This is a genomic window from Cryobacterium sp. PAMC25264 (assembly GCF_019443325.1).
Taxonomy (GTDB): domain Bacteria; phylum Actinomycetota; class Actinomycetes; order Actinomycetales; family Microbacteriaceae; genus Cryobacterium.
This window is the reverse complement of the sequence record NZ_CP080383.1, coordinates 3,264,349-3,287,148: the sequence shown is the minus strand read 5'-3', so window position 1 is coordinate 3,287,148 and position 22,800 is coordinate 3,264,349. Positions and strand designations below refer to the sequence as shown.

Annotated in this window: 19 protein-coding genes; 4 read left to right on the top strand and 15 right to left on the bottom strand. The window is 70.1% G+C overall.

Features of this window, described 5'->3' with window-relative positions:
* Window positions 1–57 precede the first annotated feature (57 nt).
* Window positions 58–993 carry a LysR family transcriptional regulator gene (locus tag KY500_RS15315; protein WP_219901276.1) on the top strand — a complete coding sequence of 312 codons (936 nt, stop codon included), beginning with the start codon at window positions 58–60 and terminating at the stop codon, window positions 991–993.
* Window positions 994–1,007: 14 nt separating this feature from the next.
* On the opposite strand, the gene KY500_RS15310 is transcribed toward KY500_RS15315, so the two are convergent.
* The 7 genes from KY500_RS15310 to KY500_RS15280 form a co-directional block, all read right to left on the bottom strand.
* The gene (locus tag KY500_RS15310; RefSeq protein ID WP_219901275.1) at window positions 1,008–1,310 is read right to left on the bottom strand and encodes a putative quinol monooxygenase; all 303 of its coding nucleotides are present in this window, start codon (window positions 1,308–1,310) and stop codon (window positions 1,008–1,010) included.
* Window positions 1,311–1,409: 99 nt separating this feature from the next.
* Window positions 1,410–2,270, bottom strand: coding sequence for an aldo/keto reductase (locus KY500_RS15305; RefSeq protein ID WP_219901274.1), 861 nt, complete (start codon window positions 2,268–2,270; stop codon window positions 1,410–1,412).
* A gap of 60 nt (window positions 2,271–2,330) precedes the next feature.
* The gene (locus tag KY500_RS15300) at window positions 2,331–3,332 is read right to left on the bottom strand and encodes an NAD-dependent epimerase/dehydratase family protein (protein ID WP_255579414.1); all 1,002 of its coding nucleotides are present in this window, start codon (window positions 3,330–3,332) and stop codon (window positions 2,331–2,333) included.
* A complete protein-coding gene (locus KY500_RS15295) occupies window positions 3,329–4,300 on the bottom strand; it encodes an aldo/keto reductase (RefSeq protein ID WP_219901273.1) in 972 nt (323 codons plus the stop codon). The genes KY500_RS15300 and KY500_RS15295 overlap by 4 nt, the downstream gene beginning before the upstream one ends.
* Window positions 4,301–4,416: 116 nt before the next feature.
* Window positions 4,417–5,400, bottom strand: coding sequence for a hypothetical protein (locus KY500_RS15290; protein ID WP_219901272.1), 984 nt, complete (start codon window positions 5,398–5,400; stop codon window positions 4,417–4,419).
* Window positions 5,401–5,560: 160 nt separating this feature from the next.
* Window positions 5,561–6,493 carry a carbohydrate kinase gene (locus KY500_RS15285; protein ID WP_219901271.1) on the bottom strand — a complete coding sequence of 311 codons (933 nt, stop codon included), beginning with the start codon at window positions 6,491–6,493 and terminating at the stop codon, window positions 5,561–5,563.
* 91 nt (window positions 6,494–6,584) lie between these two features.
* Window positions 6,585–7,148 (bottom strand): dihydrofolate reductase family protein, encoded by a 564-nt coding sequence (locus KY500_RS15280; protein ID WP_219901270.1) that lies wholly within the window; start codon window positions 7,146–7,148, stop codon window positions 6,585–6,587.
* 216 nt (window positions 7,149–7,364) lie between these two features.
* Between KY500_RS15280 and KY500_RS15275 the strand changes: the two genes are divergently transcribed.
* Both KY500_RS15275 and KY500_RS15270 read left to right on the top strand, forming a co-directional pair.
* Window positions 7,365–8,903, top strand: coding sequence for a carboxylesterase/lipase family protein (locus KY500_RS15275; protein ID WP_219901269.1), 1,539 nt, complete (start codon window positions 7,365–7,367; stop codon window positions 8,901–8,903).
* Window positions 8,904–9,119: 216 nt separating this feature from the next.
* Entirely contained in the window at window positions 9,120–9,806 is a 687-nt protein-coding gene (locus KY500_RS15270; RefSeq protein ID WP_219901268.1) for a hypothetical protein, read from the top strand.
* An 85-nt stretch (window positions 9,807–9,891) separates the two neighbouring features.
* Here the strand turns inward: KY500_RS15270 and KY500_RS15265 are convergent, their stop codons facing one another.
* From KY500_RS15265 to KY500_RS15255, 3 genes are all read right to left on the bottom strand, one after another.
* Window positions 9,892–10,392, bottom strand: coding sequence for a glutathione peroxidase (locus KY500_RS15265; protein WP_219901267.1), 501 nt, complete (start codon window positions 10,390–10,392; stop codon window positions 9,892–9,894).
* A gap of 98 nt (window positions 10,393–10,490) precedes the next feature.
* The gene (locus KY500_RS15260; RefSeq protein WP_219901266.1) at window positions 10,491–11,339 is read right to left on the bottom strand and encodes a DUF1206 domain-containing protein; all 849 of its coding nucleotides are present in this window, start codon (window positions 11,337–11,339) and stop codon (window positions 10,491–10,493) included.
* Between the two features lie 3 nt (window positions 11,340–11,342).
* Window positions 11,343–14,705 carry a DEAD/DEAH box helicase gene (locus KY500_RS15255; protein ID WP_219901265.1) on the bottom strand — a complete coding sequence of 1,121 codons (3,363 nt, stop codon included), beginning with the start codon at window positions 14,703–14,705 and terminating at the stop codon, window positions 11,343–11,345.
* A 112-nt stretch (window positions 14,706–14,817) separates the two neighbouring features.
* On the opposite strand from KY500_RS15255, the gene KY500_RS15250 reads away from it, so the two are divergent.
* Entirely contained in the window at window positions 14,818–15,975 is a 1,158-nt protein-coding gene (locus KY500_RS15250) for a class I SAM-dependent methyltransferase (protein WP_219901264.1), read from the top strand.
* A gap of 55 nt (window positions 15,976–16,030) precedes the next feature.
* Here KY500_RS15250 and KY500_RS15245 read toward each other — a convergent pair whose 3' ends face one another.
* The 5 genes from KY500_RS15245 to KY500_RS15225 form a co-directional block, all read right to left on the bottom strand.
* Entirely contained in the window at window positions 16,031–16,642 is a 612-nt protein-coding gene (locus KY500_RS15245) for a histidine phosphatase family protein (protein WP_219901263.1), read from the bottom strand.
* A 47-nt stretch (window positions 16,643–16,689) separates the two neighbouring features.
* Complete coding sequence (locus KY500_RS15240; protein WP_219901262.1) at window positions 16,690–18,003, bottom strand: glycosyltransferase 87 family protein; 1,314 nt, start codon at window positions 18,001–18,003, stop codon at window positions 16,690–16,692.
* Window positions 18,004–18,179: 176 nt separating this feature from the next.
* Window positions 18,180–19,721 (bottom strand): APC family permease, encoded by a 1,542-nt coding sequence (locus tag KY500_RS15235; RefSeq protein ID WP_219901261.1) that lies wholly within the window; start codon window positions 19,719–19,721, stop codon window positions 18,180–18,182.
* 35 nt (window positions 19,722–19,756) lie between these two features.
* Window positions 19,757–20,629, bottom strand: coding sequence for a universal stress protein (locus KY500_RS15230; protein ID WP_255579412.1), 873 nt, complete (start codon window positions 20,627–20,629; stop codon window positions 19,757–19,759).
* Window positions 20,626–22,722 (bottom strand): primary-amine oxidase, encoded by a 2,097-nt coding sequence (locus KY500_RS15225; RefSeq protein ID WP_370626821.1) that lies wholly within the window; start codon window positions 22,720–22,722, stop codon window positions 20,626–20,628. The genes KY500_RS15230 and KY500_RS15225 overlap by 4 nt, the downstream gene beginning before the upstream one ends.
* Window positions 22,723–22,800 lie beyond the last annotated feature (78 nt).

Here is a 22,800-nt window from a genome sequence, read left to right as displayed (position 1 = left end):
CGTGGGGTCAGAGCGGGAGGTTCTGAGCAGAGAGGGACTCAGTCATAGACTTGCACAATGGAATTGCGCCAGCTTGAGCACTTCGTGACGGTCGCCGACGAACGTCACTTCACCCGGGCAGCCGAGCTGCTGCACATCTCCCAGTCGGGGCTCTCCGCGTCCATTCGGGCGCTCGAGATCGAGCTGGGCACCTCGCTGTTCATCCGCAGCACCCGTCGGGTCGAGCTCACGGCCGCCGGCCAGGCCCTGCTGGCGGATGCGCTGCGCACGCTCGCGAGTGCCGCCGCGGCCCAGAACGCTGTCGCCGCGGTGCGCGGCCTGATGCGCGGCCGCCTCACCGTGGGCGCCGAGCCGTGCCTGGGCTCCGTGGACCTGCCCGCCGAGCTCGCCCGCTTCCGTACCTCCAACCAAGGTGTGGAGGTGCGGCTGCGTCAGGTGGGCTCCGTTGAGCTCATCGAGGGAGTGGCAAGTGGCACGACCGACGTGGCCCTGGTTGTGGTCACCGGGGACACCCCGCCCGGGGTGCGCCTGCACCCGTTGAGCAGCCAGAAGATGGTGGTGCTCTGCCACCCCGATCACCCCGTTGCGTCCCTCGCCGAGGTGGACCTGGAGACCCTCCGGGCCGAGCCGTTGGTCGGCTTCCAGGCTGGCTGGGGCGCGCACATGCTCGCCCGGCGCGCGTTCGCCGCGGCCGGCTTCGAGTACCGGGCGGCGCTGGAGGTCAACGACGTGCATCCGCTGCTCGACCTGGTGGGCTACAACCTCGGCGTGGCCATCGTGCCCACGAGCTTCGCGCAGAAGCGGCCCGACGACCTCGTGGCCGTGCCGCTGCCGGCCAGCGTTCCCGAGTGGACCGTGGCCGTCGCGGTGGCCGACGAGCCGAGCCCGGCCGCGTCGGCGTTCCTCGAGCAACTGCTCGAAGACGTCGCCGCCGCGCGGACCGGTGCCGAGGTTCTCGGTGCAGCAGGCGACCGGGTGGGCACGGCGGCCTGAGCCAACGGCTGGGGCTAAAGGCCCAGCGGGATCCGCTCGGAGAAGACCGTCTTCACGGGCGGGGCCGCGAGGATCTCGCCGAGCCGGCTGACGCCTTCCGGGGTGGTGCGCCACTCGGCGTAGGCGGCGTGGTCGGCCGCGGTGGCCCAGGACTCGACCACCATCACGTGTGTCGGGTCGGCGTCGTCGACGATCACCTCGAGTCCCTCGTTGCCGGGCCAGGCGCGGGTGGCGGTGAGGGTCTCGGTGAGCACCGCCGCGGCGCGATCGAGCGCGTTCGGGTCGAGCTGCAGGGCGAGGTGAACGGTGGCGGTCATGGGTGCTCCAGTTTCGGTTGTACTGACAGACAACACGGCGGCCGGGAGAGAATTCCCGGCCGCCGTGTTGGTCGTGCGGTGAGAGCGCGAGGATGCGGCTCAGGCGGCGTTGAGCGCGGCCAGTTCCTCGGCCGACAGGGTGAGGTCGGTTGCCTGGGCCGAATCGCGGATGCTCTCCGGCCGGCTCGCCCCCGGGATGGGGATCACCCGGGGGGAAGCGGCCAGGTGCCAGGCCAGCGTGACGACCTGCGGGCTCACGCCGCGGGCATCCGCTACCTGCTGGAACGGCGCGAACCGGGTGCCCAGGTCGGCGGCCGACTTGATCCCGCCCAGCGGGCTCCAGGACAGGAACGCCACACCGAGTTCGGTGCACAGATCGAGCTCGGGCTGGCTGCTGCGGAACGCCGGCGAGTACTGGTTCTGCACGCTGGCGAGCCGGCCGCCGAGGATCTCGTAGGCCTCGCGGATCTGCTCCGGGGTGGCGTTGGAGATGCCGGCCAGACGGATGACACCCTCGTCGAGCAGGTCGCGGATGGCGCCGATGGAGTCCGCGTAGGGCACAGCGGGGTCGGGCCGGTGGTGGTGGTACAGGTCGATGGCGTCGCCGCCGAGCCGCTGCAGGGACGCCTTCGCGGCCTCCTTGAGGTACTCGGGACGGCCGTCGACGTACCAGCTGCCGTCGCCGGGGCGCAGGTGTCCGCCCTTGGTGGCCACGACAACCTGGGAGGTGTCGCCGCCCCAGGAAGCGAGGGCCTTCGCGATGAGCGACTCGTTGTGGCCGACCTCATCGGCGTGCAGGTGGTACGCATCCGCCGTGTCGATCAAGGTCACGCCCTCCTCGAGGGCGGCGTGGATGGTGGCGATGGAGCGGGCCTCATCTGGCCGGCCCTCGATCGACATGGGCATGCCGCCCAGGCCGATGGAGCTGACGGTGCGGTCGCCGAGCTGGCGGGTCTTCATAGGGTGTCCAATCTGGGGGAACGGATGCTCAGGCAGCGTCGGCCCGAGCGGTCACTGAGTCTAGGAACGGGTGGAGTGCGTCGCGGCGAGCCTGTCGAGGGTGGCGTTCAGGTCGGCGTCCACCACCTGCTGCTCCGGATGCGCGTCGTACCAGGCGATCGCCTCGCGGAAGCCGAGGGCGACGGGGGTGGTGCAGACGAAGTCGGGCACGAGCGCCTTCACCTTGGTGTTGTCGAAGATCACCGAGTGCGAGCGGTCGCCCAGCAGCGGCCCGCTCCACTCCGGGTTCTCGGCGGCCATGGTGTCGCTGGCCACGTGCACGATCTCGGGCGCGGGGGCGCCGGCGGCGCGCGCATACTCCGCGTAGAGGGCATCCCACGGCAGGTACTCGTCCGAGGTGATCGTGAAGCTGTCGCCCATCGCCTGCGAGCGGCCGAACAGGCCGACCAGGGCCTTGGCGAAGTCGGTGCTGTGCGTGAGCGTCCAGAGCGAGGTGCCGTCGCCGTGCACCACCACCGGCTGCCCGGTGCGCATCCGGTGGATGTCGGTCCAGCCGTTCAGCAGCGTGATCTGGGTGCGGTCGTAGGTGTGCGACGGGCGGATGATCGTGACCGGGAAACCCTGATCGCGGTAGGCGTCCAGCAGCACGTCTTCGCAGGCGATCTTGTCGCGGGAGTACTGCCAGAAGGGGTTCTGCAGCGGTGTGGACTCCCGGATCGGTAGGGCGGCCGGCGGCTTCTGATACGCCGAGGCCGAGCTGATGAAGACGTACTGGCCGCATCGATCGGTGAACTGGTCGATGTCGGCCCGCACGTGCTCGGGGGTGAACGCGACGAAGTCCACGACCACGTCGAAGTGGCGCTCGCCGAGGGCGGCCCGCACTGCGGCGGCATCCCGCACGTCCGCGGTCAGCAGCTCGGCGGCGGCGGGCACGGCCCGCAGGTCGGACTGGCCCCGGTTGAGCACGGTGAGCCGGTTCCCACGGGCCACGGCCAGCTCCGCGGCGGCGGCGCTGATGACGCCGCTGCCGCCGATGAATAGAACGGTCAGTGCGACGCTCACCAGGCGTAGTCTTCCGGCGCGGTCTTGTAACCGGGGAAGATCTCATCGAGCCGGGTCAGCGCGGCCTGGTCGAGCTTCACGTCCACGGCGCGCAGGCCGGCCTCGAGCTGGTCCATGGTGCGCGGGCCGATGATCGGTGCGGTCACGGCCTTCTGGTGCATCAGCCAGGCCAGGCCGAGATCGCCGGGCTCGGTGCCGAGTTCGGCGGCGAAGTCCTCGTAGGCGCCGATGGCGTCCCGGTTCTTCTCGAGCTTCTCCGCGTTGGCACCAGAGGCCCGACGGCTGCCGTCGCGCTCTTTGCGCAGCACCCCGCCGAGCAGGCCGCCTTCCAGCGGCGACCAGGGCAGGATGCCCATTCCGTTGGCCTGCGCCGCCGGGATGACCTCACGTTCGATGTCGCGCTTGAGCAGGTTGTACAGCGACTGCTCGCTGACCAGCCCGGTGAAATTGCGCTTGCGGGCCTCGGCCTGAGCGGTGGCGATGTGCCAGCCGGCGAAGTTGCTGCTGCCGGCGTAGAGGATCTTGCCCTGTGCCACGGCGGTTTCCATGGCCTGCCAGATCTCGTCCCAGGGGGTGTCCCGGTCCACGTGGTGGAACTGGAACAGGTCGATGTGGTCGGTCTGCAGCCGCTTCAGGCTCTCATCGAGCGAACGGCGGATGTTGAGCGCCGACAGTTTGCCGTCGTTGGGACGGTCGGACATGGTGCCGTAGACCTTCGTGGCCAGCACGGTGTCCTCGCGGCGCGCGCCGCCCTGCGCGAACCACCGGCCGAGGATGCTCTCGGTGGCGCCGCGGCCCAGCTTGGAGCCGTAGACGTTGGCGGTGTCGAAGAAGTTGATGCCCGCCGCGCGGGCGGCGTCCATGATGCCGAACGAGGTGGGCTCGTCGGTCTCCGGTCCGAAGTTCATGGTGCCCAGGCAGAGACGCGAGACCGACAGGCCGGAACGGCCGAGGTGTGTGTATTCCATACCCTCAGGCTGCTCCTCGCGCCGCGTCGCTGTCCAACAGGAGAACCGGATGCCATCCAGCAGTCCGGCTTCTCAATCGGACGAATCGGGCACGACGTGGTGCGGGGGTGGGCCGGTCAGTCGGTGTCGAGGCTGCCCGATCGCGGGTGTTCGGCGGGGTGTGCGGTGGGGTGTGCGGTGGGTTGGCGGGTGGCCGTGACCGCGAGCAGGTCCAGCGACAGCCGCGGGTCCAGCCGCAGCGGCAGGTCGACGACCGACCGAATCTCCCAGCGCACGTGCAGGTTGCCGATCGAAAGCGACGGGGCCGGCAGCCCGACGGGCGTCTCGACCGCGAAGGGCAGGTCCACCACGGTGCCGGGGGCCAGGGGCCCCGCGGGAGCCAGCGCGACGGCGGCCATCACCGCCTCGGAGTGCCGGTATCCCTCGGATGCGCTCGCGTCCGGGTTCGCGTCCTGGCCGGGCCCGCCCCAGACCTCCTCGCAGCGCACGAGATGCACCCGTACGCCCCGGGTGGCGATGGCGTCGTGGGCACGGAGACGCAGGACCCCGGTGAGTGGGGTGCCGGGTTCGAGCACGCGGGAGGAGAGCGCGATGAACTCGAGGGCGACGTGGCCCAAGTTCTTTCCGACCGGCGGGTGGCCGATGTCGGCGGCGCTGGTCTGGCCCCAGGACTGCACGTCGATGAGGCGCTCGCGCTTGATGATCTGCCCGCCGGCGGCCCGAAGCACGCACCGCACGGACCAGCCCACGTCGATGAGGTCGCCGCGCACGGAGGCCGGGCCGTCGCTGGGGATGTTGAGCCTGCCGGTGAGCACCCGAGACTGGCCGGCCGGGATCGCGCCGGGCGCCGGCACCGAGATCGTCGCGAGCACCTCGGTGTTGCGTTCCCGGGCGGGGAAGACGCCGCCGTAGATGTTGCCGCGGCCGTAGGTGTAGTTGACCTTGCGGATCAGCGAGATCTCGGCGTGGTCGATCATCGCGGAGCGGAGCGCGGTGATCCGGATTGTGACCCCCAGCGAATTGCCTTCGATCACCACACCATCCGTGGGGGTGAGTTCGACCGAGACTTGCACCGCGGTGTCGGTTGTTGTGACCGCCATGTCGCACCAGACTTCCTGTGTCCCGCTGTCAGAGACCCGCCACGAGCAGAGACCCGTAAGACTGGGACAACGTACGCACAGTAAAGCCAGGCTTCGCCCCACGTTCAAGGGGATTGACTTGCCCGGTACGGTCTGCTGCGGAAGTCCGGTGGCAGTCCGGTCAGCGTGCCGCGAGCTCCGCCACTGTGGGCGGGTTCGCGCCGGCGCGTGAGACCGTGACCGCGGCGCTGGCCAGGGCGGTCTGGCCCAGCTGGCCGAGGTCGCTGGCACCCAGCGCGTTCTGCAGCACGGCCTCGGTGGCCCCGCCGGCGAGAATCGCGTAGAGCAGGCCCGACATGAACGAGTCACCCGCACCGATAGTGTCGATCACGGCCACCGGATGCGCCGCCAGCTCGGCCGTGGCCCCGCCGGCGCGTAGCATCGCCCCGTCGCCGCCGCGGGTGATGGCGACCAGGGCCACCCCCGCCGCCACGTAGTCCCGCGTGATCTGGTCCAGGTCGCGGCCCGGGTACAGCCACGCGGCATCCTCGTCGCTCATCTTCACCACGTGGGCGGCGGCGGCCAGCTCCTCGACGGCCCGCATCACCTCGTCGCGGCTGCCCATGATGCCCGGCCGCACATTGGGGTCGTAGCTGAGCAGGGTGCCGGCCGGGGCGCTCGTGAACGCGCTGAGCACCGCCCGGGAGCCGGGCTGCAGGATCGCGGCGATCGAACCGGTGTGGATGAGGGTATACGGAGCCGGCAGCGCCACCTCCGGCAGTTCCCAGCGCAGGTCGAAGTCGTACGTGGCGGCACCGGTGGCGTCGAGGATGGCGGTGGCGCTGGAGGTGGCGCTCGCCGTGACCGACCCGGGCAGTAGGTCGACGCCGGCGGCGCGCAGGTGCTCGGCGATGAGGTCGCCGAACGCGTCGGCGCCGATCTGGGTGACCAGGGTGGTGGGCACGCCCAGCCGGCCGAGCCCGTACGCCACGTTCATCGGACTGCCGCCGGCGTGGCTCACCGGCTCGGCGCCGGGCCGCCGCACGATGTCGATCAGGGCCTCCCCGATCACGAGGGCGCGGGTGGTGGCGGGGAGCGAACGGTCAGGCGTCATCGGCTGGTCCTGTCGGTGGTCTGCGGGGCGGTGCTGTGTGCGGGGCCGGGACGCCGGGGCTTCGGCGGGAGCCCCAGGATAGCGCCCGGCGCTACCGGCGCACCCGGTAGCCGAGGTACACCACGCCGTTGCGGAAGGTGTAGTCGTCCTTCAACTCGAGCGACAGCGACAGATGGTCGGGCAGGAACCTCGTGCCACCGCCCACCACCACGGGCGACACGAACAGCTGCACCTCGTCGACCAGCCCCGCCGCGAACGCCTGCGCGGCCAGGTTCGAACCGCCCACCGACAGGTTGCCGGATGCGGTGCGTTTGAGCTCCCGCACCTCCTCAGGGTCGAAGCTGCGCTCGATCCGGGTGCGTCGGCTGGACGCCTCGGCCAGAGTGCTGGAGTAGACGATCTTGTCGGCGGCCTGCCAGATCGCGGTGTAGTCGCGCATCACGGCGGGCTGGTCGTCGTCGTTGAGGTGCATGCTCTCCCACGCCACCATCACCTCGTACAGCCGCCGCCCGTAGAGGTAGGTGCCGACCGACCGCTCCAGGTCGTTGACGAAGGTGTGCACCTCCTCGCTGGGCACGCTCCAGTCGAAGTTGCCCGACTCGTCGGCCACGTAGCCGTCGAGTGAGGTGATGCCCGTGCAGATCAGAACGCCCATGCGTGTGCTCCTCCCGCGGTGATGCCGACCCCGGTGAGGTGCTCACCGCGGCGTGGCGCATCCATTCTGCTCGCCGTGCCCCCGCTGAGGCCAGCCCCGTCTGGTTTCGGGGACCTACTCATGAATGGCGTGCCTGCCTCGGGTAATCTGGTCGCCTTCGCACAGCACAGCACAGCACAGCACAGCACACTCCACTCCTCCGCAGGAAGGCCACCGATGGACACCGTCGACGTCAGCACCACAGCCGGGGTCGTCCGCGGCCGCCGGAGGCCCGGCTCCGCGGCCTTCCTCGGTATCCCGTACGCGGCCGCGCCGGTGGGCGAGCTGCGCTTCGCGGCTCCCGTGCCGCATCCGCCGTGGTCGGGCGTGCTGGATGCGGGCAGCCCCGGCGCCACCCCGCAGCGCATCGACGGCGGCGACACCACCCTGGTGCCCGAGCCCAGCTTCCCCGGTGAGTCCACGCTGAACGTGAGCGTGTTCACGCCCGACCCGGCCCCTGCGCCGGCCGGTGCCGGGCTGCCGGTGCTGGTCTACATCCACGGCGGCGGCTACACCTCCGGATCGGCCGCTAGCCCGTGGTACGACGGGGCGGGTTTCAACCGGCACGGTGTGGTCACCGTGAACGTGTCGTACCGGCTCGGCTTCGACGGCTTCGGCTGGATCGAGGATGCGCCGCTGAACCGGGGCGTGCTCGACTGGCTGCTGGCGCTCGAGTGGGTGCGCGACAACATCCGCTTCTTCGGCGGCGACCCGGCCCGGGTCACCATCGCGGGGCAGTCCGCCGGCGGCGGTGCGGTGCTCACCCTGCTCGGCTCGCCGCGGGCGCAGCCGCTGTTCGCCCGGGCGATCAGCATCTCCGGGGTGGCCACCCATCTCACCGCGGACCGGGCCGAGCAGACCGGTCGGCGCGTCGCCGAGCTGGCCGGGGTGGCGCCGACGCGGGCAGGTCTCGGAGCGCTGACCGAACACCAGATCCTGGCCCAGCAGCCACTGGCCACGGCGTTGCCCGCCGGCAGCCCGGCCGGGCCGCTCGGCGAGATCGCGAACACCCTCGTCGGCGGGCTGCCATTCGGGCCGGTGATCGACGGGGACCTCGTGCCGCTGGCCACCCTCGATGCCGTGCGCGCCGGGATCGGCGCCGACAAGCCGCTGATGCTGGGCAGCACCGACCACGAGTTCAACTTCGCCATGAACGACCTCACCGACGAGCTCGCCGGGGAGGACGCCGCCGAGATGCTCGCCCGGCTCGGCGTCCCCGCCACGGCCGCGAGCGCCTACACCGCGGCGCACGACCAGCGCGGCACCGCCGACCTCCTCGGCCAGTTCGCCTCCGACCGCGCCATCCGCGGCGTGATGCTGCGGGTCGCCGAGGCGAGGGCCGCTTCGGCCGCAGCCGGGGCCGCCCCCACCTGGCTCTGGGCGTTCGCCTGGCGCTCGCCCACGCTCGGCGGGGCGCTGCACTGCCTCGACCTGCCGTTCTTCTTCGACGCGCTCGACGCCCCACGGGTCCAGGTGCTCACCGGCCCCGCGCCGTCGCAGCGCCTGGCCGACGAGGTGCACGGTTCCGCGGTGGCGTTCATCGGCGGCGAAGACCCCGCCTGGCCGGCCTGGACCGCCGGCGAGCCCGTTGGCGCCCAGCCGGTGATCCGCTACGACAGCGTTCCGGCCGGCCCCACGGCCCCGCCCAAGGCCGTCACCGAGGTCACGACCGTGGCCGCCACGTACGCCGGCGCCTCCCTGGCCTTCGCCGACTGACCCGCCGTCTCTCGCGGGTCGAGCGGGTCCCGGTTTCGACAGGCTCAACCCCGTTGGTTCTGGCGCAACTGTTCCCCGCGCGGACTTCTGCACCCGGTGCGCCGGGTGCAGAAGTCCGCATCGGGACCAGTTGGTCGATGGTGCGGGGGAGGGAACGGGGGCCAGCGATGTTCGGCGATCCTGGAGTAGCGTCGGCTTCAGACGATGGGGGTTCGGATGGCAGGCAGGACGCGGATGCACCTGCTGATCACGGCAGCCCTCGTGCTGGGAGTGGTGGGGATCGCCGTGGTCGCAGTGCCGCTGCTGCTGGCCTCGGCCGAAGCTGGCGCCGCCGACGCCCCCACACCCGGAGCTTCCGCCACACCGGTTGTTTCCGCTACCCCGGTCCCGGAGCCTCCTCCCCGCGATGCCTGGGCGGGGGATTACTCGGTGGAGCACGAAATGGAGATCGGCCAGAGGGAGGGCCCGTGGGGCAGTGCCGTCGACGCGGTCCGCACGACGTTTCCCGACGACTACGCCTATGGCTACATCACCGATGAGGGCTTCGGCATCAGCTTCATGGGCACGGCGCCTCCCGAGGCGCTGGCGATCCTGGACGCCGCCGGTCGCCCCTATGACCTGCACGAGAATGTCGGCTTCACCGAGGTCAACATCCAACCGCAGCTCGAGAGGGTGAGCGCGATCATCAAGGATGCGGTCGGGAAGCAGAGCTTCATGGCCGCTGCGAATGTCTTCACGGTCACCGTCGAGGTTGAGCTCTACCCCGGGTCGGACGCCGGCACCGATTCCACCGAGTTGGATGCCGCGGCCATCAAGCGGCTGGAGGACCGCATCCGACCCGAATTGTATCCGGGGTTCGACATCGAGATCACCTCCGTGCCCGGCGTGGAGGTGGGCTGGTAGCGAGCTGCCGGCAGCGGCGCCAACTGGTGCCGAAGCGGACATCTGCACCCGGTGTGCCGGGTGCAGATGTCCGCTCGGGGACCCGTTAGGCGGCGGGGTTGAGCTCGGCCAGGCCGGACTCGATGGCGGCGATGACCTCGGGGGAGTCGGGCAGCGTGGTCGGGCGGAAGCGAGAGACCGCGCCAGCGGGCGAGATAACGAACTTCTCGAAGTTCCACTTGACCTTGCCGGCCTTGCCCGCGCCATCCGGCGTCTGGGTGAGCTCGGCGTAGAGCGGATGCTGCGAGCCGCCGTTCACCTTCGTCTTCTCCATCAACGGAAAGGTCACGCCGTAGGTGGTGGAGCAGAACGCTTCGATCTTCTCGGCGCTGCCGGTTTCACCGAGGCCGAACTGGTTGCACGGGAAGCCCAGGACGGTGAAGCCCTGGTCGGCGTAGGTGCGCTGCAACTGCTCGAGGGTCTCGTACTGAGGGGTGAGGCCGCAGCGGGAGGCCACGTTGACGACGAGCACCACCTTGTCGGCGTACGCGGCCAGCGACGTGGTGGAGCCGTCGGCGGCGGTGAGCGGGATCTCGCGAATGTTCATGCCCACAGAGTACTTCGAAATTGAAGCAGATGGCCCGGTCCGCATCCAACTCCCAGCCTGAGCAGGAGCTACACCGGTTGGCGGGTCGAGCGGGCACGTCAGTGCCGGAGGAACGCCGCCCTGGCCACCAGGTAGAGGCCGAACGCGATGAGGCCGGCGGCCACCACGTTCAGCAGTACCGGGCCGGACTGCAGGGTGAGCAGGTAACGCAACCCGGCGTCGAGCCCGCCCACCCAGCGGGAGTCGGCGAACACGGCCGCGGCCACCAGCAAGGCGCCGGTGACGAGGAACGCCACGCCCTTGGCGACGTGCCCGAAGACGCCGAGGGTGAGCACCACAATCTTGGTCGGACCCCAGAGGTAGCGCAGCTCCTCACGGAAGTTGCGCCGCACACCGCGCCAGACCAGTCCGCCGCCGATGATGCCCACCGTGGTGCCCACCACGAGCAGTAGGAACAGGCCCACGGGGCTCTCGACAATGGCGGCATCGGCCTCCCGCACCACCTCGCTACCTCCGGTGCGCGCGCCGAGCGCCACGGCGAAGGTGACCAGGCCGAGCAGCGCGAAGCCCAGCGCCTTGCCCACGTTGAGGGAGCGGCGGAACACCAGGACCCGCCGGTTGGGCGCGACGCTGAACGCGGCGTTGGTGCCCTGCCAGAGCGCCAGGCCCCACAGGGCGATGGTGGACAGCCAGAGCACCACGATGCCGCCGGGCCCGGTGGAGATGGCCGTGAGGGCGCCGAGCTGGTCGGCCTCGCCGGTGCCGCCGTTCGCGACCCCCAGGGCGGTGCCGCCGATGAGGGCGTGCACCAGGCCGTTGGCCAACAGGCCGAGTCGCGCGGAGGCGCGCACCGACCGGTTGCGGTGGGCGCGTTGAGCGGCCTGCTTCACGCGCTCGCGGGCCTCGTCGGCACGGTCCGCCGCCGGTTCGGCGGACAGGTCGGTCACCGCTTACTCGAGCAGTTCGCGGATGTCGGACGCCGTGAGCCCCTGGCCGGCGCCCTGGGCACCGCCGCCGTCGGTCATCACGTTGTCGAAGAGTTTGGCCTTGACGGCCTTGAGCGCCATCACCTTCTCCTCGATGGTGTCGGTGGCCACCAGCCGGTACACCATGACGTTCTTGGTCTGCCCGATCCGGTGTGCGCGGTCCACGGCCTGCGCCTCGGCGGCCGGGTTCCACCACGGGTCGAGCAGGATGCAGTAGTCGGCCTCGGTGAGGTTGAGGCCGAACCCGCCGGCCTTGAGGCTGATCAGGAACACCGAGGTGTCGCCGTTCTTGAACCCGTCGATGGCCGCCGCCCGGTTGCGGGTGCGCCCGTCGAGGTAGGAGTAGCTCACCCCGGCGCCGTCGAGGCGGGCGCGCACCTTGGCGAGGTAGCCGGTGAACTGGCTGAAGATCAGGGTGCGGTGCCCCTCGGCGACCACGTCTTCGAGCAGCTCCATGAGCACATCCAGCTTGCTCGAGGGGATGTCGGCGTACTTGTCGTCGTAGAGCGAGGCATCCAGGCTGAGCTGGCGCAGCATGGTGATCGACCGGAAGATCTCGAACCGGTTCTGGTTGAGGTCGCCGAGCAGGCCGAGCACCTTCTGGCGCTCCCGCTGCAGGTGGGTCTGGTAGACCCTGCGGTGCCGGGGGTGCAGTTCGAGCTGCAGCACCTGCTCCTGCTTGGCCGGCAGGTCGCTGGCCACCTGGTCCTTGGTGCGGCGGAGCATGAACGGGCGGATGCGTCGTCGCAGCTGGCTGAGCCGGTCGCCGTCGGCCTGGGTCTCGATGGGCCGTTGGTAGTACTCGGCGAACCGGGCGGCGCTGGGGAACAGACCCGGGGCGGTGATCGAGAGCAGCGACCACAGTTCCATCAGGTTGTTCTCGAGCGGGGTGCCGGTGATAGCGAGCTTGAACGGGGCCTGCAACCGCTTGGCGCAGTGGTGGGCGCGGGACTTGTGGTTCTTCACGAACTGGGCCTCGTCGAGCAGCAGCCCGGCCCAGCTGACGGCGTCGTACTCGTCGAAGTCAAGCCGGAACAGCGTGTACGAGGTGATCACGACATCCGCCGTGGCCACGGCGTGCGAGAGGGAGGCGCCGCGTTTGGCCGTGGTCTCGGTGATCGCCGCCACGTTGAGGCCGGGCGCGAACCGGGCGCACTCGGTGGCCCAGTTGTGCACAACACTGGTGGGCGCCACGACGAGGAACGGTTTGCGGTCGGTCTGGCGTTCCCGGGCATCGACGATGAGAGCGATGGCCTGCAGGGTCTTGCCGAGTCCCATATCGTCGGCGAGGACGCCACCCAGGCCGGTGTCGAAGAGGAAGCCGAGCCAGTCGTAACCGGTCTGCTGGTAGGGCCGCAGCGAGGCGTTGACCGCGCCGGGCAGTGCCCGGTGCGCGATCTCGGCGCCCTCGGCGAGTCCGGCGAGGGTGTCCCGCCAGGCGGCGGCTTCGGCCTCGGCGCTGCCGAGGTCCTGCAGCTCTTCCCAGAGGTCGGACTGGGCGCGGTTGATGCGCAGGGAGTCGTTCGGGGAGTCTTGCAGGCCGCGCGCCTCCTCGATGAGGTTGCGCAGTTGCTGCAACTCGGGCCGGTCCAGGCTGAAGTAGGTGCCGTCGGCGAGGATCATCAGCTCCTGCCCGGTGGCCAGGGCACGGAAGACCTCGTCGAAGGGCACGTCTTCGCCGTCGACCGTGACCCGCACCGACAGGTCGAACCAGTCCCGGCTCTCGGCACGCGCCGTGGTGGCGAAGGTGAGCGTGGGCGGCTCGGCGGCCTCCCGGTACTCCGGGGCGTCACCGACGAACTGCACGAGGATGTCGTCGGCCTGTTCCAGCACTGGAAGCACGGTGTCGAGGAACTCGATCATGCGGGCGCCGTCGAGCGTGGCGTCGGCGCGGAGGGTGCCCGGGGAGCCGGCGGGGTCGGGCATCTGGGCCGTGTCGGACGGGTTCGCCGCGTACAACGACGGTAGGTGTGCGGGGAACGCCGCGAATATGCCATTCAGGGCATGCAGGATGCGGCCCTCGTCGGCGGTGTCCCGGTAGCCGGCCGGGGCGTCCTCGGTGGCCGGTCCGCGCAGCGGCGCGACGGCCGGGCCTGCGGTGCCGGGTCCACCCGTGTAGTGCCAGTCCCAGTGCAGCGTGATGCGCGCATCCGCCTGGGCGCTGATCGACAGTGCGAGCACCGGCCGGGCGGTGTCGGGCAGGTCGAACGACTCGTCGGTACTGGTGAGAGTGAGCTGGCCGCGCAGGAACGGGTAGAAGTCGGCCAGGAAGACGTTCTCTTCGTCGGGCGGCACGGTGATGGGTTCGTGCGCCGACGCGAGCACCCGCAGGTCCCGGCCGAGCTGGCGGGCCAGCGGCGCAACGGTGAGGCGCACCTCGGTGCCGTGCGTGGTCCAGGTGAACAGGCCGTGCGCCGGGTCGCCGATGTAGCCGAGCGCGGCCCGGTCGAGCACGCGGCCGTCGAGGGAAACGGTGGGGGAGAGGGTGAGGCCGTCGTCGTCGCGGCTGATGTCGAGGGCGAGTTCGGCGGCCTCCGTCGACACGGTCACCGCATGCTGGGCCGAGGTGGTGCCGATGAACGGGATGCCGGCCTCGCGCGCTTCGCCGAGCAACCCCCAGAGCGCCCGGTTGGCGAAGCCGTCCAGGTGCAGCCAGGGGTCGGTGACCACATGGTAGCGCTGGCCGGCGGAGTACAGCTCGAACAGGGCCGTGAGCACGCGCAGCTGGGTGCGGTTGAGCATGCCGCGGGAGTAGGCGAGGTTGTCCCAGGTGAGGTTGCCGCGGATCCACTTGCCCTTCTTGCCGCGCACCATCGGGCGCACGCCCAGGCGGGCCAGCGACACGGCGGGGGCGGCGATCCGGGTGGCCCGGGGCGGCGGTAGCAACTCGAATTGCAGCGCGAGGGCGGTGCCCGTACTCGGTTCGGCCTCCGGGGCCCGGGTGAGCGGGGCCAGGGCGCTCTGCCAGGTCGCGGGCGCGGCCGTGACGCTTCGCTGGGAATCCGCCGCACGCGGCGCGCGGGCCAGGTCGGCGGCGCTGGACCGGCTGGCCAGGAGCAGGGCCACGACGTGTTTGCAGTTGATGGCCATCGGGCAGCTGCAGGTGCCGGACGCGCGTACGACGGTGCCGCTTGCGTCCTGCTGGAAGGTGACCACCACGTCGTAGGGTCGCGCCTGAGTACCACCCACGGTTCCCAGCAGACGGCTTCCGCCCAGCTGCCAGACCTGATCCTCGACCCGGCCCTCCTTGGCGTAGCGCACCCCGCGCGAGTACGCCTGTGGCCCGACGAGGCGCGCGATCTGCAGATCGCTGAGGTTGTGGGCCATAAGGTGCGGTGTCCGTGACGGTTCGGTGAACAGGGGTCTCTCATTGTCCCACGCCGCACCGACCTCCCCGAGCCGCGCGAGTTCCCGGCCGCCGGACGGCTATTCTGAGCGGATGCCTGAGTTTCCGTTCGAGAGCCTGCGCCGCCGGCCCGACGTGGAGGCCGCCAACCTCTTCGCGGTCGATGCCAGCGACCGGTTGATCCTCGACGAGGCCGCCGCGGCGCTGGCCGTGGCCGCGCCCGGCGAGGTGGTGGTCCTCGAGGACCACTACGGCGCGTTGACGCTCGCCGCCGCCGCCCGGGTGGGCGCCTGGGCGGACATCCGCGTGTATCAGGACGCGCTCTCCGGCGAGACGGCGCTCGATCTCAACGCGGCCGACCTGGCCGGTTCGGTGCCCGAGCTCGTGGACATCGTCGGGTCGTACCGGCACCTGCCGCTCGGGGCTGAGCTTCTCACCGGCGCCCGTCTCGTGCTGCTTCAGCTGCCGCGGAGCCTCGCCGCCCTCGATGAGCTGACCGGCACCATCGCCCGTTTCGCCGCACCGGACGTGACCCTCGTGGCCGGCGGCCGAATCAAGCACATGACCGTGGCCATGAACGAGGTCGTGCGCCGGCACTTCGGCGAGCTCACCGTGACCCCGGCCCGGCAGAAGTCCCGGGTGCTGGTAGCCAGCCGGCCGCTCCAGGGCGACGCCTCCGCGGAGACCTGGCCCCGGTCGGTCGTGCACCCCGACCTGGGCCTCACCGTCTGCGCGCACGGCGCCGCGTTCGCCGGCACCACCATTGACATCGGCACCCGGTTCCTGCTCGACTTCGTCGACCGGATGAAGCCGGATGCGACCACCGCGATCGACCTCGGCTGCGGCACCGGAGTGCTCGCCGCGGCCCTCGCCCAGCGCCGGCCCGGGCTGCAGGTGCTGGCGACCGACCAGTCTGCCGCCGCCGTCGCATCCGCCACGGCCACCATGCGGGCCAACGGGGTCGCCGACCGGGTGCGGGTGCGGCGCGATGACGCGCTGAACGCCCAGCCGGATGCGTCGGCCGAGCTGATCGTGCTCAACCCGCCGTTCCACATCGGCTCGTCGGTGCACGCGGGCATCGCGCTCAAGCTCTTCGAGGACGCCGCCCGGGTGCTGTGCCCCGGCGGGGAGCTCTGGACGGTGTGGAACACGCACCTCGGCTACCGCCCGGCGCTCACCCGCCTCGTGGGGCCGACCCACCAGGTGGCCCGCAACACGAAGTTCACCGTGACGGTCTCCACCCGCCGCTGACCCGGTTTCTCGACGCAGGTCAGTTGGTTTCCACAGGCTCAACCAGCGTGTGGGCTTAGAGGGCGGCGACGGCGTCCAGGGCGTCGTCTTCGAGCGCCTCGTTGTTGATCACCGACGCGGTCCAGCCGGCCTCCGGGCTGAACTGCACCACCGAGATCGCGGCGTTCAGGATCGGGGGGATCTCCACCTCGAGGGCGGCCGACAGGCTCAGCCGAATCAGGGTGCCGTGGCAGACCACGATGATGCGGGCGCCCGGGTAGTCCTCGGCCAGCTGCAGGAGAGCGCCGAGCCCACGGGTCGCCACGCTCACCTCGGACTCGGACCCGCGGAAGCTGCCGTAGCTGCCGTCCACCCGCAGGGCCTCGAGCTTCGGACCAGCGGAGAGTCCCTCGGCCGGACCGTAGTTGCGCTCCACCAGGCCGGGCAGGTGGCGCGTGACCTCGAGGCCCAGATCGGTCGCGATGATGTCGGCGGTCTCGGCGGCGCGCGACAGCGGCGACGACACGACGAAGTCCCAGGCGTAGTCGGAGAGCGGTGCGACGGCATCCGTCGCCTGGCCCCGGCCCACGTCGTTGAGGGGCACGTCAGTTGCCCCCTGGATGCGCCCGGCGGCGTTCCAATCGGTCTGGCCGTGGCGGACGAGGGCGAAGGTCGTTGTAGCAGTCACTCCCCTATTCTGCCGTGCGCGGCCGGGCCACCCCACGTGAGGGGGTGTCAGTTGGCCGCCAGGCCGCGCGATGCGGCGGTATGCCGCACCGAAACGGATGCGGGCGAGCCCGCCCTGGCCGTCCGCCACAGCCCCAGCACCGACCAGCCGAGCATCACCACGAGAAGCCCGTTGCGCAGGGTGAGCAGCAGTAGGGCCCCCGCGTCACCGTGCACGAGCGGGAGGTAGAAGATGGGGAAGATCAGCGTGGTCAGCCCACCGATTCCGAGCATCAGGTAGGCCGGAACCCGCCACCTGGCCCAGTCGTGCGCCACACCCACAGCCACGACCGGCGCGATCCAGAGCATGTATTGCGGAGAGCCCACCTTGTTGAGCACCACGAACGTGCTGACCAGGGCCAGTGCGCCCATCAGTACAAGCTGGGCGTTGTCGCGGCTACGTCGCAGAGCGAGCAGCAGGAGCACGGAAATGGCCGCCATCACCAGGAACATCGCGGGTGTCATGAGCGCGGCCATGAGGGTCGTGCCGGGCCCGCTCACCTCGCGGGTGGCGATGGCATGGTTCTGGTAGATGGTGGTGCCGTGCTGCCCCATGGCCGCCAGCCACACCCACGGGGTCGTCACGGGTGCCTCGAGCTGCAGCGCTCGGTCGGACTGCATGGTGACGAATCCCGTGAGGTACCGCAGCCCGCCCGCCGCCCAGACGGCCACGGCGATACCCGCCGAGAGAGCGGCGCCCGTGACGATCACGGTGATCCGGCGGCGGCTGACCGCCACGACAGCGAGGAACACCGCGGCAGGCCAGACCTTGATCCAGGTGGCAACGGTGAGCAGCGCCGCCGCGATCACTGGGCGCCGGGCCAGCAGGACCAGCCCCATGATCACCAGTGGGGCGCTGAGCCCCTCCAACCGCAGCAGCCCCACGGGGCTGAGCACCAGGCTGAAGGCCAGCCAGAACCAGGCCGCCTTGTAGCCGCCGCGGTTGCGGCCCCAGTCGGTGAGGATGCCGATGGCTGTGGCGTTGAGCGCCATCGTCATCAGGAACCAGAGCAGTTGATACAGCAGCGGGCCCGCGACATCCGCCAGCACCACGGGCACGAGCGCGCCGATGGGATAGACCCATTCCACGTCGATGCCCTGCCAGACCCCGTTCCGCAGGGCCTGCTCCGCCCAGACCCGGTACAGGGGGAGGTCGCCGAGTACCCGACCCGTGAGGATCGTGGGCAGCAGGGCGAAGAGGAAGAGCGTGTGCAGGCCGAGGAAGCCGAGGAGGAGCGTGCGCGGGCTCCGCAACCAGGCCCGTCGAGCCGGGGTGAGGTGGGTGATCAGCCGTTGATCGACAAGCTCTACAAAGTAGGACATTCTGGACGTCGCTTTCCCAGCCGAGGAGGCTCGACATGTCGACCCGCATGGGGCGGATCACTTCGGAGTGTACGAACTTCAGGTGAAAGCGAAACGACGAGAAGCTGTCCGGATGGGTTTTGCGCCTGAGAGTGCATTCAGGCCGCCGTCATGGTCGAGGCTGCCGGCGGGCCACACTAGGTGTCGCGGGAGGTGCCCTTGGTGAGAGTCTTGCCCTGGAAGAACGCGGGGTCGACGGCCCGCATGATGAACATCAGCACGATACCGGCGATGAACAGGACCATCGCCAGGATGAAGACCAGGCCGACGCCGCCGATCTCCGAGCCGCTGCCGTACTCGGGGTTGGTGCTGTCGATCAGGGTGGTCGCGAAGATCACGGCCAGAATGACACCGCCGATGAGCGGCGCAAGCAGTTTGAGCAGGAATGCCCGGGTGCTGGAGAACACCTCGCGACGGAAGAACCAGACGCAGGCGAACGCCGTGACGCCGTAGTAGAAGCAGATCATGATGCCCAGGGTGAGGATGGTGTCGGTGAGCACATCGGTGCTGAGCACCCGCATCACCGCGTAGAAGGCCCACGCCACGACCCCGGCGATCACCGTGGCGAAGCCCGGCGACTTGAACCGCGGGCTGATCGCCGCGAAGCGCTTGGGGAATGCCCGGTAGTGGCCCATCGAGAGCATGGTGCGCGCCGGCCCCACGAAGGTGGACTGCAGCGACGCGGCCGAGCTGGACAGCACGGCCAGAGACATCAGGATCGCGAACGGGCCCATCACCGGCCCGGCCAGCGCCGCGAAGACGTTGCCCTGGATGTCCTCGTTCCCGAGGCCCAGCTCGCCGGTTCCGACGCCGGAGAACATCAGCGCCGAGACCGAGACCAGGATGTACAGCACGAAGATGATGCCCACCGTGAGGGTGGCCGCCCGTCCAGGGGTGCGCTCCGGGTCCTTGGTCTCCTCGTTCATGGTGAGGGTCACGTCCCAGCCCCAGTAGATGAAGATCGACAGCGACACCCCGGCGGCGAACGCCGAGAACGACGGGGTGAGGAACGGGTTGAACCAGCTGGCGCTGAAGCCGAGCGCGTCGAAGGCGGTGCCGTCGGCGAAATGCACCAACGCGGCCACGCTGAACCAGATCAGCACGATCAGTTGGAACGCCACCAGCACGTACTGCACCATCTTGGTGGTCTCCATGCCGCGATAGGAGACATAACAGGCCAACACCATGAAGACCAGACAGGTGAAGATGTTGATCCACACGTTCGCGGCCAGATCGGCCAGACCCGGGTTGCCGAACAGCTGGGCGAGCATGAGGTAGAAGAAGTCCACCGCCACCCCGGCCAGGTTGGAGAGCACCACCACGGTCGCCACGATCAGGCCCCAGCCGCCCATCCAGCCCAGCCAGGGGCCGAACGCGCGGGTCGCCCAGGTGAAGGAGGTGCCGGCATCCGGCATGGCGTTGTTGAGCTCTCGGTAGCCGAGCGCCACGAGCAGCATCGGGATGAACCCGACCATGAAGATGCCCGGCATCTGGGTGCCCACCGCCGCGACAGTTGGGCCGAGCGAGGCCGTGAGAGTGTAGGCCGGGGCAATGCAGGAGATGCCGATGACGGTGGCGCCGAGCAGACCCACCGAACCGGCGCTGAGCCCCTTGGCGGAGAGACCGCCGGCGCTCTGAGCCGCCGCGGGCGTGGCATTCGAAGCGGATGACTGGGCCATGGTCTCGTCCTTTGTTCGGATCGAAGGGGTTCGGGTCAGCTGCGCAGCGCAGTCGGAACGACGACGAGCGGAACCGGCAGGGCATGCAGCATGCGGTGCGCGGTGATGCCGAGGAAGATCGTGCGCGGCGCCGCCAACCGGCTGGAGCCCACGAAGGCGATCTCGTCGGTGCGCCAGTCCAGCGCCTCCACGGCGTCCTCCACGTTCTTGCCGGTGCCGACCTCGGTGGTGATGGTGCCGTGGCTGCGGGAGTGCCGTTCGTAGTACGCCAGAACGGCGTCGAGGTGAGCGGTGCTGCCGGCCGCGGCCGGGGACTGCTTCTCGCGGCTGGCGTCCACCTCCACCAGGGTGACGAACCGCAGGCTCACGTCGAGGTTCTCGGTGAATGACACGAGCGAGTCCAGCAGCGCCTCCCAGCCGGGCCGGGTGCCGATGGCGCAGGTGATCCGGCTGAGCCGCGCGGGGGCGCGGTAACCGTAGGGGGCGAGCGCGACGGGTACCGGGGAGGCGTGCAGCAGCGCGTTCGCGACACTGCCGATGGTGAACCGGTTCAGGATGCCGCCGCGGGCGGCGCCCACCACGATCCGGTCGGAGTCGAGGTCGTCGGCGGCCTGGATCAGGCCCTCCGAGGTGGAGTCCGCCCAGAGTAGGTGGGTGCTCGCGGTGACGTCACCGGGAACCCAGCCGGCGGCCTCTGCCAACCACTCCTGTGCCTGATTGGTCAGCAGCACCTCGTAGTCGCTGCTCGCGGCGTGGATCTTCGCCGGAGCGACAGTGACCCGTTGCAGCACCAGGCAGATGCGCAACTCCGCCGCGGTGAGCCGGGCCATGGCGATGCCCAGCTCGAGGGCGTCGCGGCCGTGGGCGGTGGCCTCGTAGGCCACCACGTAGTTCGGTGTGCGGGTCACGCTGTTCTCCTCGGTTCGGTGCCGGGCGCATCCGGCTCATGGCTGCCGTGCTTGTGCTCGCCGTGCTCGTGCTCGGCGTGCTCGTGCCCGGCGTGCTCGTGTTCGCCGTGCTCATGCCCGGCGTGCTCCATTCCCGGTGCGCAGTGCGCCGGGCTCGGCTCCACGTCGAGCGACGGGTTGCGGTCGAAGAAACCCACGGGCTTCAGCCAGAACGACACGATGTCGGCCGGCATCACCGGCCACTCCTCTGGCCGGGTGATGTGGTGGATGCCGAAGGTGTACCAGAGCACCACATCGGTGTCACGCACCGACCGGCCCGCCGTGATCCACTCGGGCAGGCCGTGGTCGACGCCGCTCTGGTTGACGAACTCGCCGCAGGGCCAGCGTTCGCTCTCATCGTTGGGGGTGACCCACACCGTGTGGCCGATCACCTGCGCGCGGAGCAGCGCGGGCGCCGTGGGGTGGAAGAACGAGGGGATCGCGCCGCCCGGCACGAGCTTGTACGACACCGGGGTGCCGAGCCCGTTCAGGGTCTGCTCGTTCACCACCTTCCAGGCCCGCTGGGTGTTCCAGTCGAAGTCGTCGAAGCCCTCGGTCTCGATCGGGGTGTTCTGCTGGGTGAGCGCCAGCCCGAGCGGGTTGCCGGCGTCGATGGGTTCGACGCGGGTCTCGCTGCGGTACACCGTGTTGGCCGGGCCGTCGATGTCCAGGTCCATCCGCGCCACGATGAAGTGCTGGTGGAACGGCGCATAGGTGCGCTCGTCGACCAGGGTGCCGTGGGGATGCGGCTGGCCGGGTTCGAGGTGGGTGACCACCATGATCCCGGTGGCGCGCACCTCGCACTCGATGTTGCCGTCCTGGTAGAACCGCCAATAGACGAGGTACTCGTAGTTGGCCACCGTCACGTGGAAGGACACCACCAGCCGCCGCATCCGGCGCACCTCGGCACCGCCGTCGTGGTCGACGTGCTTCCACAGCACCGCGTTGTCCTCCTCGTGGATGCAGAACGCGTTGGGGATCGAGTACGGCTCTCCGGCGCTGTTGTGCAGCACGGCGTCGAGGTACCGGATCTCGCCCAGGCAGTCGCAGCCGAGCTCAAGCGAGGTGGTCATGAAGCCCAGGCCCCACTCGCCGATATCGAACGCCGTGCGGCGGAAGTGGTCGACGCTCGGGTCGCGGTACGGCACCACCATCTCGGCGAACGACAACCGGTTGGCGACCGTGCGCTCGCGGCCGGCATCCGTGTAGGACACCCGGTGCAGCGTCATGCCCTCGCGGTAGTTGAAGCCCACCCGCAGCGACCAGTTCTGCCAGCGCACCAGGTTGCCGTCCACGGTGAAGCTCGGACCCTCGGGTTGCACGATGTCCAGCGGCAACAGCTTCGGCCGGGTACTCGCCTGGCGGATGCGTTCGGGCACCAGGTGGGGCACGTACTCGCCCATCCCGTTCGGCGGATCAACCGCGAAGGTGTCCTCGATCTCGAGCAGGTTCATGGTGTTGACATCGATCACGAAGTGCAGCCCGCTGACCGGTCCGGCGTAGGGGTTGGCCCCCGCCTGGGCGCGCACCCAGACATCCGCCCAGCCGAGCCGCAGCCCCCGGTAGACCTCGGGGATCACGGCGTCGCCGTAGGTCCAGGTGTCGATGAAGACGTTGGTGAGGTCGGTGATGCCGCGTTTGGCCAGGGCCGCCACGACCTCCGGATGCGCCCGCAGTGCGGCATCCGCCTCCTCCCACTCGTCGACCGTGAAGTTGGCCTGCACGCCGGGAACATCCGCCCAGTCCAGAAGCGCATCGGTGTCCAGCGAGACCACGGCCACCCAGGTTCGGTTCTCCGCGCGGTTCAACACCACGAGGCGCGCGCGCCGCTCGGGCGTCACCCCCGTCGCCTCGAACGCGGCCACGGCGGCCTTGGTGGGTTCGACGAGTTCGATGGAGGCGAAGCGCCAGCCCTCGCCCACTCCGTGCTCCCGGGCGAGAATGGCGGCGGCCTGGGTGAACTCGGCGGAACTGAGCGGGTCGAGCGGATGGAAAGTCATCTGGTTCCTCTTCTGTACACGGACTCGTGCCGGTGAAGCGGTTCCCCGCAGCACCGCAGGCGAGACATTTCTCGGCCAGTATGGCACCTGGCCGGGCAAAAAGGCAGGTGCCGCAGGGGGGTGCCTGCAGCT

Bases quoted from the DNA above. Each gene is read 5' to 3' on its own strand.
- KY500_RS15315 (WP_219901276.1), top strand. From the start codon at position 58: ATGGAATTGCGCCAGCTTGAGCACTTCGTGACGGTCGCCGACGAACGT.
- KY500_RS15310 (WP_219901275.1), bottom strand. From the start codon at position 1,310: ATGACCGCCACCGTTCACCTCGCCCTGCAGCTCGACCCGAACGCGCTC.
- KY500_RS15305 (WP_219901274.1), bottom strand. From the start codon at position 2,270: ATGAAGACCCGCCAGCTCGGCGACCGCACCGTCAGCTCCATCGGCCTG.
- KY500_RS15295 (WP_219901273.1), bottom strand. From the start codon at position 4,300: ATGGAATACACACACCTCGGCCGTTCCGGCCTGTCGGTCTCGCGTCTC.
- KY500_RS15290 (WP_219901272.1), bottom strand. From the start codon at position 5,400: ATGGCGGTCACAACAACCGACACCGCGGTGCAAGTCTCGGTCGAACTC.
- KY500_RS15285 (WP_219901271.1), bottom strand. From the start codon at position 6,493: ATGACGCCTGACCGTTCGCTCCCCGCCACCACCCGCGCCCTCGTGATC.
- KY500_RS15280 (WP_219901270.1), bottom strand. From the start codon at position 7,148: ATGGGCGTTCTGATCTGCACGGGCATCACCTCACTCGACGGCTACGTG.
- KY500_RS15275 (WP_219901269.1), top strand. From the start codon at position 7,365: ATGGACACCGTCGACGTCAGCACCACAGCCGGGGTCGTCCGCGGCCGC.
- KY500_RS15270 (WP_219901268.1), top strand. From the start codon at position 9,120: ATGGCAGGCAGGACGCGGATGCACCTGCTGATCACGGCAGCCCTCGTG.
- KY500_RS15265 (WP_219901267.1), bottom strand. From the start codon at position 10,392: ATGAACATTCGCGAGATCCCGCTCACCGCCGCCGACGGCTCCACCACG.
- KY500_RS15255 (WP_219901265.1), bottom strand. From the start codon at position 14,705: ATGGCCCACAACCTCAGCGATCTGCAGATCGCGCGCCTCGTCGGGCCA.
- KY500_RS15250 (WP_219901264.1), top strand. From the start codon at position 14,818: ATGCCTGAGTTTCCGTTCGAGAGCCTGCGCCGCCGGCCCGACGTGGAG.
- KY500_RS15240 (WP_219901262.1), bottom strand. From the start codon at position 18,003: ATGTCCTACTTTGTAGAGCTTGTCGATCAACGGCTGATCACCCACCTC.
- KY500_RS15235 (WP_219901261.1), bottom strand. From the start codon at position 19,721: ATGGCCCAGTCATCCGCTTCGAATGCCACGCCCGCGGCGGCTCAGAGC.